A 16,160-nucleotide genomic window follows, 5' to 3' on the forward strand; every position below is an offset into this window, starting at 1 on the left:
TGATATAATTAAACGGTGGGAGGTAGTCAAATGAAAAAATATTTAATGCCAGCTTTACTGGGTTTAACGATTATTCTGGCAGGATGTGCCAATGATCCAGCCTCGAATGAAACAAATGTTAAAGAATTCGTATCACAGCTGAGTGCCAGTAATATCGTAGAATCGGCATCAATAAATGATAAGGACCTTATTGTTCAAGATGGTGGAGAGGAAGATATCTATAATCTTCCCGAAGATGAGTTTTTTATATCGGTAGCACCTTATCTTACATATACGCATCCATGTGAATTCCATAGTCTGACTGGGTGCCAGGGTGAGCTGGTAAATGAAGAGATGGATGTAAAGATTACAGATGAACAAGGTAAGGTCCATTTTGATGAAACAGTAACAACACTTGAAAATGGTTTTATGGATTTCTGGTTACCCAGAGATAAACAATATACCATAGAAATTAGTTATCAAAACAAACATGCTGAGTACGCTTTTTCCACTTTCGAAGGGGATAGTACTTGTTTGACCGACTTGCAATTGAAGTAGTTATTCCCGGTCTGAATCTCTGAACATCTTCAAGGTGTTCAGAGATTTTTTATATTTAAATTCAATATGAATTACTCGATGAGTCGTATGCTATGTTGAATATATCCTCGTATAAAATTCAATATTTGGAATCGTCTACTTGCTTCATTATACCCCCACAGGGTATAATGAAAGCGAGATAAAAGTTAGGGAGTGATAGAATGAATCATCGCAAAAAAGAGCCACATTCTGACCAGGAGGAAAATCACAATCATCATAGTCAGGAAGAGCATACCCATCACGACCATCATGATCATAAAAATCACGATGAGTCTCATGATGAACATGAGCACGATAATCATGGGCACGGTGCACATGACCATCACGGACATATGGTGACGGAATTCCGGAATAAGTTTTTTGTTGTTTTAATATTCACCATTCCGATCCTTCTCCTGTCTCCAATGATTCAGGATTTCATGGGCGTCGACTGGAGCTTTACAGGGGATATCTATATTCTAGCTGCCCTGTCCATATTCGTTTATTTCTATGGCGGTTGGCCTTTCCTCAAGGGTGCTTTTGATGAACTGAAAAACAGAGAACCCGGGATGATGACACTGATTGCCATGGCCATCTCCATCGCATTCTTCTACAGTCTGGCTGTTGTATTTGGATTTAATGGGGAGCAGCTTTTCTGGGAACTGGCAACCCTGGTACTGATCATGCTTCTAGGCCACTGGATTGAAATGCGATCGATCAATAATGCATCCAAAGCTCTGGAGTCACTTGCATCCTTGATGCCGAACACAGCAAATCGTATTGCTGAGAATGGTGAGACGGAAGAAGTGCAGGTTGATGCTATCAAAGCAGGGGATCTGCTCTTGGTCAAACCGGGAGAAAAGATGCCATTGGATGGAAAGATCGTTAAAGGAAAATCCCAAATCGATGAATCCATGCTGACAGGTGAGTCCGTTCCCGTAACCAAATCTGTTAATGACGAGGTCATCGGTGGATCGATCAATAGGGAAGGCTCACTTACAATAGAAGTAGAAAAACTGATGGATGAGTCCTACTTGAACCAGGTCATCGAAATGGTCAAAGAATCCCAGAAGACAAAATCCAAAACGCAGGACATCACGAATCAGGCGGCCAAATGGCTGTTTTATATCGCTTTGGCTGCTGGTATTATCACCTTTATTGTTTGGATAAGTATCGGAGCCACTGTAGATACGGCCATACAAAGAACAGTGACCGTCATGGTTATCACCTGCCCGCATGCTTTAGGTCTCGCAGCGCCCCTGGTCATCTCTGTTTCTACTGCTTTATCTGCAAAGCATGGTCTGTTGATCCGCAAACGTCCTCAGTTCGAACGGGCACGTAATATTGACGCAGTAATTTTCGATAAGACTGGTACGTTGACTGAAGGTAAATTTGGAGTAACAGACGTGCAAACTTTCAGTGATATGGATGAAAATAAGATACTAAGCTATGCAGCGACAGTGGAGAATGACTCTGAGCACCCCATTGCTACGGGAATACTCAATGAAGCAATGGAAAGAAAACTGAAACTGCATGAAATGACTCATTTCAATTCCATTACTGGTGTGGGAATTGAAGGGACAATCGATAAGAAGAATATCAAAGTTGTGAGTCCTGGATATATCAGTAAACAAGATATCACCTTTGATGATCGGAAATTCAACAAATGGTCCGAACAGGGAAAGACGGTTGTGTTCCTAATCATTGATGAAGAGCTGGCAGGCGCCATCGCATTGGCAGATAAAATCAAAGAAAGCTCCAAACAGACGGTTGAACAATTGCATAAGCGAAATATTAAGGCCATCATGCTCACTGGAGACAACCGGAAGGTGGCGAACTACGTTGCAGAACAAATTGGTATTGATGAAGTATATGCAGAAGTTTTGCCGGATCAGAAAGCAGAGAAAGTGACAGAGATTCAAAAGCGTGGTTTAGTTGTTGCAATGACAGGGGACGGTATTAATGATGCGCCGGCCTTGACGAAAGCAGATGTTGGAATTGCGGTAGGGGCAGGGACAGATATCGCTATGGATAGTGCAGATATCGTTCTTGTGGACAGCAATCCGAAAGATATACTGGCCATATTCAGCCTTTCCAAACGGACCTTTAATAAACTGGTTCAGAACTTGATATGGGCAACCGGCTACAACATTTTTGCCATCCCATTGGCTGCAGGCGTTCTGGCTCCTTGGGGAATTGTACTCAGCCCGGCTGTCGGTGCAATACTGATGAGCTTAAGCACCATCATCGTAGCAATCAATGCGCAATTGCTACATCGATTCGAAATGGATTAAAGTAAACTTATTTGAAGTATTATAGAGATAATATTTTTTATAAGAAGTAAAAATTATGCAATATATTATGGAAGGAAGGCGATTGCAATTTCGACTTCCTTCTTAATTTTATAAATTTTCTCACTTGTTTTTAACATTTTGGTATATTGGATTAATAACATATGGCCAATAGTAAAGAGTCTATCCGTTTTGGATAGACTCTTTATTCATCGTTGAAAATATTTAGAGTTATTCAACAGGCGCCAATTCGCTTTCAATTACCCATTTATGATTTTGTACTTCTTCTCCAGTATCTGTTGTGACAAAGTCTACCATGTAAACTGTTGTCTGTTCAGCTGAATCAATCGTAGCAGTGGCACCTTCCATACCTTCCATATGCGTGGCATTCATTACTACCTCATCCCCTGGTTCTAATGGGGCTTCACCCGGATTTTCCAATTCTTCGTGGATGACCCATTTATGATCTTCTACTGGTTCTCCACCATTTGTTGGTGTATACGATACGGAATAAACCGTTGTATCAAAGGCTCCGGAGATGGTTGCTTCAGCGCCCTCCATGCCTTGCATGTGATCGGCTTCAATAATTGCTTGGCTCCCTACTTCGTATGTAGGATTTTCTGCTTCTTTCAAATCTTCAGGCACTTCACCAGAACTCGACATTTCCCCAGCGGAATGGTTCATATGTCCACCGGAATGTGGCTCGGACTGCATATTCATGTGGTCCTCAGAATGGGATTCGGACTGCATATTATAATGGTGCAGTCTTTCTTTCAGCTCTTCCTTTGTCAGACCATTGATGTATTTCGTCTTGTCCCCATCTTCATTGACTTCATAGTAGTAGTGGCTACGAGCTCCGTTATAAGGGTAACCCAATTCATCTTCCAATTCTTTTTCAGTCAAACCATCAATGTACTGCGTCTTGTTTCCATGCGCATCGACTTCGTAGTAGTAATAACTTCCATCTTCATGGGCGGCAGTATCTGTACTACCTGCATTTGCTGCTCCTGGACTAAGCCCCAACGCTAATGCGAAAATCATTGCACCTGATAAAGAAATTCTTTGAAATTGTCTCATCTACCTAGCCTCCAATTTTTTGAGATACTAAAACCATACCCTTAGAATGTGCAGTTTAAGTGCAGATTCAATGAAAAGTGGATGTAATTAGCAAATATTAGAGAGTAATGTTTATAAATATATGTTTAGGTTTTCAATGTAGAGTTTCATAACTTAGATACAACATGTCATATCCTTATTAGAATCTGCACTAAAAATCGATATTTAAATAATAAAATGGTTGAGAGCTTCCAAGTTAATTAGTGAATAGAGGCAGGAGGAAACGACTATGGTATCAAGAAAGTTAATGATTAATGCAATGATAGTATCAGCGATATTTCTAGCGGGATGCAGTAGCGACGGAACAGGTGAATTCGAAGAAGCCTTTAACGGCAAAATAGAACATGTGCACGGAATGGGGTATGCTGGTGGGGATGATGGATTATATCTGGCGACCCATGGCGGTTTGAAAATATTCCGTGACGGGGGATGGCATGAAACCACCAGGAACTACAATGATTATATGGGATTCAATGCTGTAGATGAAGGATTCTATACTTCCGGGCATCCAGGTGGAGATTCCGATATTCCCAACCCTTTTGGTATTCAACGTAGTTTTGATGGTGGCAGGACACTTGAACATATCCAATTCGAGGGAGAAACGGATTACCATGCCATGGCGGTAGGATACGACAGCCATGATATTTTTCTGTTGAATCCTGAACCAAATTCAGCGCTGGGCCGAGGTTTTTATAAAAGTACTGATGATGGAGAAAGTTGGGAACAAGCAGATGCGGAGGGCCTTCAAGGGGGCGTATTATCATTGGCAATCCATCCGTCAGATTCCAACTTTGTTGCAGCAGCGACTTCTACCGGCATCTATCTGTCAGAGGATGGTGGAAATCAGTTTAAAGCATTAACAGATCCAAGGGAGGCAGGAATGACCGTATATTTTTATGGGGACGATTTATATTATGCGATAAATAACGAAAATGTTGAACTTCACAGAAGAAATGTTAAAAATGACGAAGAAGCCATCATTGATACACCGGAATTGAAGAATGATGGAATTGCATATATTGCTCGAAACCGACAGAATGAAAAAGAACTGGCCATCTATACCGTAAACGGCGATGTATATGTCTCTGACGCCGGGTCAATTGCATGGGAGAAAGTTCTAAATGAGAGTCAAACCAGATAAGCATAAGTTTTGAGGTCATCTTTTTACTCTGTTGTTAGGCACTCAAAGTATTATTGTCGAAGAGAGGAGGCTGTGATGCTAAATCAATTATCTTTGAAGATAGGGTTGTTATTTTTTGTAGTAATTATCACTGTTGAAATCATATTATTCTCCATATTATATACAAACCTGGTCAATGATCGTGTCGATGACGTGATGGGGGATTTGCTGGCCCGTGGGAATACCCATCGGGATGTGTTGGAAGAAAACTACACCTCATCAACCTTGGAGCATGTCGCCATCATGGAATCCGAATCTGATTTTATTGTCGTCATTACAGACCGGAATGGAGAAGTGGTTACCAGCTCCAACCCGATGGAACCGGAAATGACAGCGGTGATCGGGCATACAGATGATGACCAAGTGCCGGATGAGGGCGTCATACTGGAGTCGGATTGGGCAGATGAAAAATATGTGGCGACAGATAGCCCGATTATCATGGATGGTACACATAGTGGGCATGTATTCATGTTTGCCGACAGCGATCATATCAAAGAAATCATCAGCAATCTCAGTCGGCAATTCTTAATTATCGGAGTAATAACTGTCATTTTAACCATCATTACGGTGATTGTGCTTTCAAAGGTCATTACACAACCATTGGTCAGAATGAAAAAAGCCACAGAAGAGTTGAATAGAGGCAACCATGAAGTGGAATTATCCACCAGTCGAAAAGACGAACTCGGAGAGTTGGCGACTGCTATCACACACTTATCAAAAGATCTTAAGCGTTTGAAAAACGAGAGGAATGAATTCCTGGCGAATGTCTCCCATGAACTCCGTACGCCACTGACCTATTTAAAAGGATACACAGATATCATCAATCGGGACACCACATCCGAGGAAGATCGAATCAGATATACACAGATCATCCAGGAGGAGACAGAGCACCTGGCCGGACTGATAAAAACATTGTTCGAGTTGGCCAAAATAGATCAGAATGAATTTGCCATAAAAAAAGAAAAAGTGGAATTTGATGCACTGATCCAAAAGATCGTGGAACGGATTTATCCGGCAATTGAAGAACGAAATATAGAATTTTCATATTCCTGTCCAAATAATGTGATCATTACCATTGACCCGGAAAGAATCCAACAAGTGTTGTTGAACATACTCGATAATGCCATTAAATATACACCCCGTGGAAATCATGTCAGATTGGAAGTGGTTCAGAATAAAAATGAGGTCTTAACGATTATTTCGGATACAGGGGAAGGCATTGCCGAAGAAGATATGCCGTATATATTTGAGCGGCTCTATCGTGCAGAAAAATCCAGGTCCCGTTCCAAGGGGGGCTCTGGTCTTGGGTTGACAATCGCCAAAGAAATTGTGGAACTTCACACCGGCAGGATGGAAGTTGAAAGTGAACCAGGCGAGGGAACGGCTTTCAACATATCTTTGCCGAAGGAGGATACGTATGAAAAAGGTATTATTGATTGATGATGAAGAGAGAATGCTGGAATTGCTGGCTTTGTATTTGAAACCCTACCATTACGACTGTAGAAAAGCGCTGGGGCCGAAAGAAGGGCTCCAATACATCGAAGAAGAAAGATTCGATATTGTACTGCTCGATATCATGATGCCTGACATGGATGGGTGGAGCGTATGCAGAGAAATCCGTCAGCATTCGGATGTACCCATCATCATGGTGACTGCACGGGAGCAGAAGGTAGATATCGTCAAAGGCCTCAAATTGGGGGCAGATGACTATATAACAAAACCCTTCAATGAAGAAGAACTCGTTGCACGGATGAATGCATTATTAAGGAGAGCGAAACCTGGCAACCATGTTGAGATGGATGGACTGCTATGGGATAGGGATCGATTCGAACTGTCCTATAAGAATCAGTATATCAAGTTGACCCCCAAAGAATTCTCGTTGATTGGGTTGCTTATGCAGAACCCGGGGCGGGTATATTCCAGAAATCAACTGATCGACCTGGTGTGGGGGATGTATTCAGAAACTGAAGGCCGGACTGTGGATTCACATGTTAGAAACATGCGGGAAAAAATCAGGGAAGTGGGTTTTCCCATCGATGATTATTTTCACACAGTATGGGGCGTGGGCTACAAGTGGATTAGAAAGTAGCTTTCTCATATTATCGATTGCTTAAAAATGTAGATTTTGAGCACATTGCTAAAATTAATTTGAAATATTTTAAAAACTGCACACTAACTGCACAAACCATGGGCATATGTTTTAGAGACTATTATTTCTGAGGTGATGCTAATGAGCGAATATAAAAAAGACAGCTTATCTCTGACTGGTGCGATCGGTCTTGGGACAGGGGTTATGATCAGTGCCGGAATATTTGCATTGCTGGGTCAGGTTGCCGCACTTGCCGGCATGTGGTTCCCGATCATGTTTGTCGTCGGAGGGATTGTAACTGGATTCAGTGCGTATTCCTATGTCAAGATGAGCAATGAATATCCTTCAGCAGGGGGTATCGGCATGTTTTTGGCAAAAGCGTATGGTCAGGGTACCGTCACTGCTTCTGCAGCGATGCTGATGGCCGTATCCATGGTCATCAACCAGAGTCTCGTGGCTCGTACTTTCGGTACCTATACGTTGCAGATTTTCAATATGGATGCAACCAGCTACCTGGTGCCTGTGCTCGCTGTTGGTCTTTTGCTCTTTGCATTCCTGGTTAATATTTCTGGCAACAGTTTCATTCAGACGTTTACTTCGATTGTGTCCCTGCTTAAAATAATTGGACTTGTCGTCTTTGCGATGGGCGGGTTATGGGTCGCCGGTTTTTCCATTACACCCGCAGAGGGCAGTGGAAGTACGGAAGACGCAACTATTACCAGCATGATTGCAGCTGTGGCACTCACCATCCTATCGTTCAAAGGGTTTACGACGATCACTAACAGTGGCTCTGAAATCGTTAAACCCCATAAGAATATCGGCCGGGCGATTGTCGCATCCATTTCCATCAGTCTTTTTGTGTATCTGCTGGTTGCATGGGCGGTATCCAGCAATCTGCCGTTAAACGAAATCATTGCAGCCAGAGACTACTCGCTTGCAGAAGCCGCAAGGCCAGCATTTGGAAACTACGCTGTATGGTTTACCGTCGGCATTGCGATCATCGCAACAGTATCCGGTATTATTGCCAGTGTCTTTGCGGTGTCACGCATGCTTGCCATGCTGACAGATATGAAGCTGATTCCACATAAGCACTTTGGCATGCCAGGACGGATTCAAAAGCATACGCTGGTATACACAATTGTACTTGCGATGGTACTGGCCGTCATTTTCGACCTCAGTCGTATCGCCTCAGTCGGGGCCATATTGTATCTTGTGATGGATATGATTGTGCATTGGGGTGTATTTAAACATCTGAGGGATAAGGTGGATGCAAATCCAGTCATTGTCATGACCGCATTCATACTTGATGGAATTGTACTGGCAGCTTTTATGTGGGTCAAACTGATGAATGACTGGCTGATTGTTGTCGTCTCCATCATTTTCATTATCATCATCTTCATAGGGGAGTATGTATTTCTTAAACACCGTAATGATGGGGAAGAAGGGCATGCGCATTAAAGCATTTTTAATCTCGAGCCATGCGTGTTCTTCTAAAAGGGAAGAGTATCACAGTTACAAAAGGGGGTGATGCTTTTTCAGGAAGGTGAATCAATAGAAATTTAAAATGGGTATTCGGATTTTATGGTGGAAAAGGGCTTATAAATCACCCTTCTCCAAATTCTTAATAAGTGTGGAAAAATCGACACCAAAGTTGTCTGTAATGTCGTGATCATTCACTTCATACCAATTGAAAGTATCGTATAACATAGCTTTATTGAAAGCACTTGAATTAAATCGTGGCTTACGCTTTTTATGGAGCTTCTCATTGAAAAGGATTTTGGCTCGTAAGGCATCAAACGAGTAACCTCTACCCATTCGCTCTACCTGCCTAATAATGCTGTTAATTGACTCCGTATAAGCATTAGTGAGCCTTTTATCAAAGTAGTTGAATATTTCGACATGCCAGTTGTCTACGGCTCTCACGAGGTCTTTATATGCGTCTTTAGAGTTGCTGGACATACAACGGTGTCTCCATTGACTATAACGAAGATGACCTTCATCTGGACCAGGAGTATCCCATATCCAGTAAAACTCTTCTTTGAGTTCATAGGCTTCTTTTAAAGCAGGAAGATTACCTAACCAAGTATCTAAGAGGAATGATTCACGTTCATTTAGATCGTGTTTACGCTTTAGAAGGATAAACCTTTCACGCATAAGGGTACGTCTTTCTTTTTGGCTCATATGGGCTTTCAAAGACTTTCTGACGTTATCTAAGGCTTGATTAGCCATTCTAACTACATGAAACTTATCTACGACAACTTTAGCGTGTGGAAGGATAGTGTTCACTGCGTCTTTGTAGGGCTTCCACATATCCATTGTGACGTACTCAATGTAAGTCCTGTCACTGATTTCTGAAAGACGTTGGATGACTGTTTCCTTGTTACGGTTAGGCTTGATGTCATAAATAGTCCTGCGTTCAATATTAGTCAATACAAGCCGAGGTCTACGGATAATATGTATCTCGTCTATCCCAAGCCACTTAGGAGTTTCAAACTGGTATTCACGTTCTTTGAGTGCCACATAGTCCTTAAAAACGTTCCTAATGGTTTTCTCGTCAACACCAACGCTTTCTGCGACTTCTACAAAGGTCTTAGACATGGATTGCTCTTGAATGGACTTTAAAAGCCTTTTGGTCATACTACGCTTTTCATCTACAGATATTAGGCGTTCCCAGAAGGTAGATCCGCATTCACGACACTTGTATCGTCTACGGTTCAATTGTAAGCCCACTCGCTTTAAACGAATGGGCAAATCCATAATTAGTTGATTTCTTGAACTGTGTTTGTACAACTTGTCAAAACCACATTCAGGACAACGTTCAGGTGGTCCGACTGCTTCAACTTTAAACATCATATCGGTTTCATTTTCTTGTGGCGGTTCTATTGTTTTAATGTCTGGTAGGGATAATAAGTCTGACATATTATTCATCCTTTATTACTCTGCGGTGTTAAGGTATCAATTATAGATTTGATGTCGAAATCATCAGTGTTAAATTATTTTTGTGACCACAAATGCACTTAGAAAATCCCTTAAAGCATTAGCTGGTTCACTTGAATAGGGAGTTGTAAAAAAGTTCCCTTAGCCTGCACAACAAGATAATTTCGAAATATCTTTATCGAACGTAAGTGCAGCTAATTTTAGCCCTTCAGCCATTGTTAAATATGGTGCTAGGGTTTCTGTTAAATCTTCTATCGTTAAGCCAAATTTAACAGCTAATGATGCTGCATAGATGACATCTCCTGCATTCTCAGATACAATATGAACCCCTAATACTTTTAGTGTTTCTGCATCTGCTACTAGTTTAAATACACCGGTTGTTTCACGGTTTACAATTGCTCTTGGAACAGCATCTAAAGGTAATACAGATGTCTTCACATCATACCCTTTCTCTTTTGCTTGTTCTTCTGTTAAACCAACCGTTGCAACCGTCGGATTCGTAAACGTAACAGCAGGAACTACCGATAAATCTATTTTTTTGTTTAATCCACCAATAGCATTATCAGTAATAATTCCACCTTCATAGGCTGCTACATATACAAATTGTGGTCCTAAAGTCACATCTCCTGCTGCATAAATCTTTTCATTACTTGTTTGACCAAAATCATTGATCAGGATTTCATTATTTTTTCCAGTTTCAACACCTGCTGCACTTAAATTTAAAGAATCCGTATTTGGTTTTCTTCCAGTGGCAACAAGTAACTGATCTGATTCAATGACTTCTCTACTGCCATTTACTGTTACGTAAACCCTTTTTATCTCTCCACTTTGTTCAACACGCTCAAAAGTTGCCCCTTTGACAAGGTTTATACCCTGTTCAATTAACGCTTTTTCAACTGACTCTGAAATCTCAGGATCATACTCCTTTAAAAGTCGCTCACTTCTTTGCATAAGCGTTATTTCTGAACCTAAATGATGAAATAGTTGTCCAAGCTCCATTCCAATGTATCCTGAACCAATTACAGTTAATCGTTTTGGTATTTTCTTTAACTCAAGAAGTGTTGTACTAGTTAAATAGTCCATTTTTTCAAGTCCTGAAATTTGGGGCAACGAAGGCGATGCACCTGTTGCAATTAAAAAGCGTTTTGCAGATAACTTTGCCCCATTGACCTCAACCGTACTAGCATCAACGAATTTTGCTTCACCTTTAATTAAATCAAAATTATATTCATCAATTAAATCCATATATTTTTGAGTCCGAAGTTCGCTCACCAATTTATCCTTTTGCGTGATTAAACTAGCTAAATCCACTTCTCCAGCGGATGTTTGTAAACCTATAAACGGATTGTCTTTTGATAAATGATTGATTTCCCCTGCCCTAAGAAGAGTTTTTGACGGAACACAGCCAATATTCACACAGGTTCCCCCAACCGTTCCACGCTCAATCATTCCAACTTTTGCACCGTATTCTATAGCTTTAATTGCCGAAGAAAAGGCAGCAGCACCAGAACCAATAATAAGAAGGTCATAATTGTCTTCATTAATTAACGCCACGTTTTCTAGTGATGATACTTCTTCAATTTCTCCGGCTTGGTAATTTGCTTCATCAATCGCCTTTATTGCACTTTCAACCTCAATATCATCGGGCAGTTCAAATACTGCTTCACCACGACGATAACTAGACTCAATATTTTTAGCACCTATCTTTTCAAGTGCTGATTCTACGTGTTTTTCACAACCCGTACAAGTCATTCCTGAAATGTTTACCTTAAATTTATTCATAAAAAAGCTCCTTTCGTTAATTAATCTCTCATGTTAATGTTTCTATTATTGGACACGAATGTAATTGCTTTTCATCTGGACATCGTTGTTTTAAGTCGTCTAACATAGTTTCAATTCGTTTTAAATCCTCTATTTGTTTTTGCACTTCCTTTTGTTTTTTAGAAACAAATTCGAACATATCTTGACAACGAACTTCATCTTTATCTACAACACCAAGTAATTTATAAATCTCGCTTAAAGAAAAACCAAGTTCCTGTATTCGTTTAATAAACCCAACACGCTTAACGTCATCATATGAATATATCCGATAACCAGCTTCCGTTCGGTGAGGTTCTTGTAATAAATTTTTTCGCTCGTAATATCTGATCGTTTCTTTATTAACTCCACATTTATCTGCAAACTCACTAATGCGATAAATCATCTTATTTCACCCCATGAATATTATAAACCGTGTACCATAGTACACGGTCAAGTAAATTGGACTATTTTATTTTTTTCCCAAAGTATCACTCGTATGTGATTGATACTTTTATATAATACTATTGATTATCCTAACATCCCACCAGAAAATCCGATTTAAACACCAGTTGTTTTTAAACTATTAAGAAAGTAATTCCACTATATATTCCGAAGACCCTTTAAAATGATTAGAAGGCATTGGATTGCTTGTATCATTTAAGGTAAATATCTCTTAGAAAAAATACCAGGGAGGAATGTAAAATGAATAACAGATTTACAAAAATAGTCGTCACACTCGCAACCGTTACTGGAATCAGTTTCTCAGCAGGACAAGTTTCGGCAGATTCCATCAACGCAGCTCCCCAAGCCAATGGACAAGCACAGGGGGAAGCAAAGGTTGAAAAGAGACTGGATAAGGTTGAGAAGAAAACGGACGCTATCCAATCTGAGCTGGAGGCAATCGAAGGATCTATCGAAGGCCCTCCTATAACAGTTGATGAAGTACAGCTCTATAAAGAGTATCTGGACAAGCTGGAATCTCTGCTGAATCGCTTAAACGCCGCTGACAACCATTTGGATGCTGTGACCAAAAAAATGGAAAACCAGGATGCATCCATTGAAGAGACTGAAGCAGAAATTAATGATATACGCACCAGTATTTTAGAAGTGAAAGAAACGATTCAATCCATTTTTGCTGAACAGATGTCCAGCACTGGTGTAGTCCCTGACGGTCTGCAGGAAGCAGAAGATCCAACTTATGAAGTGGGTAGCCAAGCCATTATCAAAGCCGATCATATGCCAGGTATGTATGGCGCTGAAGCAACAATTGCAGGCGCATTTGATACTGTTGCTTATAGTGTCACTTATTACCCTACAACTGGTGGAGACCCAGTGGAGAATCATAAATGGGTCATCCATGAAGAATTGGAAGGTCCAGGAGAAGCACCACTGGAGCCCGGCACTGAAGTGACCTTGGATGCGGATCACATGAAAGGCATGGATGGTGCAACCGCTGTGATAGAATCTGCTGAAGACACTACTGTATATATGCTTGACTTCACAACAACAACTGGAGAAAAAGTAGAAAATCATAAATGGGTGACAGAAAGTGAATTGTCACCTGTTGAATAAAAACAGATGATATTAAAGAGCTTATCTTTACTGGATTATCTATCTCAAATGGATAATCTGCATGGATAAGCTCTTTTTATTATATGAATTAACAGATACATTAATGACTGTTTTGAAGGGAATTCGGTTTACTCCTCCTTGCAACGATGGTTCTAAGCGAACTCAACTGTTTTTTATAACCTTGTCTAAACTAAGGCGTCTCTTATAAGTATTGTCAAAATCAAGGGCGCTCTTAATTAATAATGCAAATACACCTTAATGTATATTTTCGTTAAAATGCTGGGTACAATCTTAACCGGAAATAAAAGAAGTGGTATGTCCAGAATAAGTTCCGACATACCACTTCTTTCTAAGTGTTGTGCTTAGGCGATTTCTTTACAAGCCTCTGCACATTTGAAGCACGCATCTGCACATTTCTGGCAGTGATCGTGGTCATGTTTTTGACACTCGTTGCCGCATGCTTCGCAGACCTTGGCACATACTGCCGCCAGATCAGAAGAAAATGGTGAATTTCTTGTCAGAGCCTGTTCTAAAAATGCACAGATATCTGCACATTCACGATCCAATCGGATACACTCCGCCATCATTTTTACGTCTTCTTCCCTCAGACAGGCATCGTAACAGTGGTTACAGGCTTCCATACATTCATGTAACGTCTGAATCAGTTGTTGATGTTGTTCATGAGCCTTTATAAATCCCTCCTATAGAATTGAATGCACTTACATTAATTGAATTCCCATCCATTTCGCATATAAACCGATATGGTAAAACTCCATAGAAACTGCACATAATTTTAATGATGATTGTCCTTCTCCAACTTACTCAATGTTGTAATTCGTCTAGAAAAAATCAAGAAATAGTTCCTTTTTTGTTATTAGATTGAAGCTTTGGAGCTTACTCTACTTTAACCTGTCCCATCATCCCATTGTCCTCATGTTCAAGTATGTGACAGTGGAACATATATATGCCTTTATTTTTAAACTGAATGGCAATTTTTACAGTCTCATCCGGGGCAACGGAAAAACTATCTTTCCAGCCTCTTTCGTTCTCAGGTGGTGCTTCTCCATTCCTGGAAAGGATCTTAAACTGAGCACCATGGATGTGAAACGGATGAATCATGCCGCCCATCATGTCAGGTTTATTATAGATTTCCCATACTTCTGTAACACCTTGTTCCTGCGTAAAATCAATTCTTTCAGGATCAAATTTTTTTCCGTTTATCGTTACCTGATCCATCATGCCGAAAAGTTCAATTTCTTTTGTCACTGGCAGGTTCTTTTCTTCTTCCGTAACTGAAAAGTCATTCATTTCATCAGGTATATCCATGTTCTTACCTGTTTGATCTGTGATTTCAAAAGGTAAGAGCGTGGCACCATCTTCATTCATTAACGCTATATTTTCATTACCATCGACTTTAGAAAAATCAATGATTATTTCGGCCCGCTCTGAAGGCGTGAGTGTGATTTCTTCCATTGAGACCGGTTCATTTAAAAACCCGCCGTCCGTTGCGACTTGTACAAAAGAATCCCCTGTATTTAGTTTAAAGGTGTAATTTCTTGCATTTGATCCATTTAAAAGTCGAAGCCTTACTTTTTCTTTATCTACAGTTAATTTTGGATTCAATGTGCCGTTAATTAATGATGTATCCCCGACTGTGCCATCTTCATTTGCTACGGCTTTGTAATTCAGTTGTTTTTCATCATTAAATACTTTGTCCTGGAAAACGAGAGGGATGTCATTTTCTCCATATTCACTTGGTAATTCGAGATTTTTTGAATTTTGGTCCTCGATATAAATTAACCCAGCAAGTCCGTTGTACACTTGTTCAGAGGTTTTTCCTTCCGGGTGGGGATGGAACCACAATGTGGCAGCTTCCTGTGTCACTTCAAATTCAATAGTACTCTCTTCGCCTGGCTCCAATACATTGTGTGGACCACCATCGTCATTCCCTGGCACTTCCAATCCATGCCAGTGAAAAGTGGTATTTTCATTGAGTTCATTGATTAAGTTTATTTTCACAGTATCTCCTTTTTCAAATTGAAGCATGGGACCTAGAAACGAGTCATTATAGCCATATGTTTTTGTTTGAACGCCATCAAATATTTCTGTTTCTCCTTTTTGCGCGCGTATTGTATACTCAGTTCCTTTGTTGCTGTCGCTTTTGAGTACAGGTGGGATACTCAGTTCGTTCTCTCCTGTCGAATCAATTAGACTTACCACATCATCATGATCCATATGGTCATTACCCATACCCATGGAACCATTATTCATTTCTCCTGAACTGGAGGAGCCATTCATATTTTCTTCCATAGAACTTTCATTGTCCTCATTCATGTTCATCTCTTCATTTAAATTCTTTTCATTGCTAGTATCTTCTACAGATGCTTCTCCGTCATTGCTTGTACAAGCTGATAAAACAATGACCATCATCAGAGAAAACAAGCTTATCAATAGGTTCTTTTTTCTCATACTTTACAATCCCTTCTTTCTACTTTTAATAAAGAACTTGTCATTCCTTTATGTATTAGACTAGATTATAATTTTCGAGAATTCGTGCATAAATTGAGTATTTAATATGACAAAAACTACATGTAAAATTAAGTTTAAAAAACGACCGTTT

At 40.3% G+C, this 16,160-nt stretch carries 13 protein-coding genes; 7 read left to right on the plus strand and 6 right to left on the minus strand.

Going from position 1 to position 16,160, the window contains the following annotated elements:
• Positions 1–30 precede the first annotated feature (30 nt).
• Both BM271_RS06720 and BM271_RS06725 read left to right on the plus strand, forming a co-directional pair.
• On the plus strand, positions 31–537 hold the full coding sequence (locus BM271_RS06720) for a CueP family metal-binding protein (protein ID WP_020006654.1): 507 nt from the start codon (positions 31–33) through the stop codon (positions 535–537).
• A gap of 200 nt (positions 538–737) precedes the next feature.
• Complete coding sequence (locus BM271_RS06725; RefSeq protein WP_020006655.1) at positions 738–2,849, plus strand: copper-translocating P-type ATPase; 2,112 nt, start codon at positions 738–740, stop codon at positions 2,847–2,849.
• Positions 2,850–3,077: 228 nt separating this feature from the next.
• On the opposite strand, the gene BM271_RS06730 is transcribed toward BM271_RS06725, so the two are convergent.
• Entirely contained in the window at positions 3,078–3,869 is a 792-nt protein-coding gene (locus BM271_RS06730) for a YdhK family protein (RefSeq protein WP_234960489.1), read from the minus strand.
• A 322-nt stretch (positions 3,870–4,191) separates the two neighbouring features.
• Between BM271_RS06730 and BM271_RS06735 the strand changes: the two genes are divergently transcribed.
• The 4 genes from BM271_RS06735 (at position 4,192) to BM271_RS06750 (ending at position 8,689) form a co-directional block, all read left to right on the plus strand.
• Positions 4,192–5,103, plus strand: coding sequence for a F510_1955 family glycosylhydrolase (locus BM271_RS06735; protein WP_020006657.1), 912 nt, complete (start codon positions 4,192–4,194; stop codon positions 5,101–5,103).
• A 75-nt stretch (positions 5,104–5,178) separates the two neighbouring features.
• Complete coding sequence (locus tag BM271_RS06740) at positions 5,179–6,582, plus strand: sensor histidine kinase (RefSeq protein WP_020006658.1); 1,404 nt, start codon at positions 5,179–5,181, stop codon at positions 6,580–6,582.
• Positions 6,560–7,231, plus strand: a complete 672-nt coding sequence (locus BM271_RS06745) for a response regulator transcription factor (protein WP_046791365.1) — start codon at positions 6,560–6,562, stop codon at positions 7,229–7,231. The genes BM271_RS06740 and BM271_RS06745 overlap by 23 nt, the downstream gene beginning before the upstream one ends.
• A 141-nt stretch (positions 7,232–7,372) precedes the next feature.
• Positions 7,373–8,689: an APC family permease gene (locus BM271_RS06750; RefSeq protein ID WP_046791366.1), complete on the plus strand. Its 1,317-nt coding sequence runs from the start codon at positions 7,373–7,375 to the stop codon at positions 8,687–8,689.
• A 138-nt stretch (positions 8,690–8,827) separates the two neighbouring features.
• Here the strand turns inward: BM271_RS06750 and BM271_RS06755 are convergent, their stop codons facing one another.
• The 3 genes from BM271_RS06755 to merR form a co-directional block, all read right to left on the minus strand.
• Positions 8,828–10,150 (minus strand): ISL3 family transposase, encoded by a 1,323-nt coding sequence (locus BM271_RS06755; protein WP_046788951.1) that lies wholly within the window; start codon positions 10,148–10,150, stop codon positions 8,828–8,830.
• Between the two features lie 159 nt (positions 10,151–10,309).
• Positions 10,310–11,950 carry a mercury(II) reductase gene (gene merA / locus BM271_RS06760; RefSeq protein ID WP_046788952.1) on the minus strand — a complete coding sequence of 547 codons (1,641 nt, stop codon included), beginning with the start codon at positions 11,948–11,950 and terminating at the stop codon, positions 10,310–10,312.
• A 28-nt stretch (positions 11,951–11,978) separates the two neighbouring features.
• A complete protein-coding gene (gene merR / locus BM271_RS06765; RefSeq protein ID WP_001863748.1) occupies positions 11,979–12,371 on the minus strand; it encodes an Hg(II)-responsive transcriptional regulator in 393 nt (130 codons plus the stop codon).
• A gap of 632 nt (positions 12,372–13,003) precedes the next feature.
• Between merR and BM271_RS14660 the strand changes: the two genes are divergently transcribed.
• The gene (locus tag BM271_RS14660) at positions 13,004–13,540 is read left to right on the plus strand and encodes a YdhK family protein (protein WP_046514319.1); all 537 of its coding nucleotides are present in this window, start codon (positions 13,004–13,006) and stop codon (positions 13,538–13,540) included.
• A 362-nt stretch (positions 13,541–13,902) separates the two neighbouring features.
• Here the strand turns inward: BM271_RS14660 and BM271_RS06780 are convergent, their stop codons facing one another.
• Positions 13,903–14,181: a four-helix bundle copper-binding protein gene (locus BM271_RS06780; protein ID WP_074924550.1), complete on the minus strand. Its 279-nt coding sequence runs from the start codon at positions 14,179–14,181 to the stop codon at positions 13,903–13,905.
• A 253-nt stretch (positions 14,182–14,434) separates the two neighbouring features.
• Complete coding sequence (locus tag BM271_RS06785) at positions 14,435–16,009, minus strand: multicopper oxidase family protein (protein ID WP_052747272.1); 1,575 nt, start codon at positions 16,007–16,009, stop codon at positions 14,435–14,437.
• Positions 16,010–16,160 lie beyond the last annotated feature (151 nt).

It is taken from the genome of Salinicoccus halodurans (assembly GCF_900114445.1).
Lineage (GTDB): Bacteria > Bacillota > Bacilli > Staphylococcales > Salinicoccaceae > Salinicoccus > Salinicoccus halodurans.

Coding starts and splice junctions, on each gene's coding strand:
- BM271_RS06780 (WP_074924550.1), bottom strand. CDS start 14,181: ATGGAAGCCTGTAACCACTGTTACGATGCCTGTCTGAGGGAAGAAGAC.
- BM271_RS06755 (WP_046788951.1), bottom strand. CDS start 10,150: ATGTCAGACTTATTATCCCTACCAGACATTAAAACAATAGAACCGCCA.
- BM271_RS06735 (WP_020006657.1), top strand. CDS start 4,192: ATGGTATCAAGAAAGTTAATGATTAATGCAATGATAGTATCAGCGATA.
- merA (WP_046788952.1), bottom strand. CDS start 11,950: ATGAATAAATTTAAGGTAAACATTTCAGGAATGACTTGTACGGGTTGT.
- merR (WP_001863748.1), bottom strand. CDS start 12,371: ATGATTTATCGCATTAGTGAGTTTGCAGATAAATGTGGAGTTAATAAA.
- BM271_RS06785 (WP_052747272.1), bottom strand. CDS start 16,009: ATGAGAAAAAAGAACCTATTGATAAGCTTGTTTTCTCTGATGATGGTC.
- BM271_RS06725 (WP_020006655.1), top strand. CDS start 738: ATGAATCATCGCAAAAAAGAGCCACATTCTGACCAGGAGGAAAATCAC.
- BM271_RS06745 (WP_046791365.1), top strand. CDS start 6,560: ATGAAAAAGGTATTATTGATTGATGATGAAGAGAGAATGCTGGAATTG.
- BM271_RS06740 (WP_020006658.1), top strand. CDS start 5,179: ATGCTAAATCAATTATCTTTGAAGATAGGGTTGTTATTTTTTGTAGTA.
- BM271_RS14660 (WP_046514319.1), top strand. CDS start 13,004: ATGGAAAACCAGGATGCATCCATTGAAGAGACTGAAGCAGAAATTAAT.
- BM271_RS06720 (WP_020006654.1), top strand. CDS start 31: ATGAAAAAATATTTAATGCCAGCTTTACTGGGTTTAACGATTATTCTG.
- BM271_RS06750 (WP_046791366.1), top strand. CDS start 7,373: ATGAGCGAATATAAAAAAGACAGCTTATCTCTGACTGGTGCGATCGGT.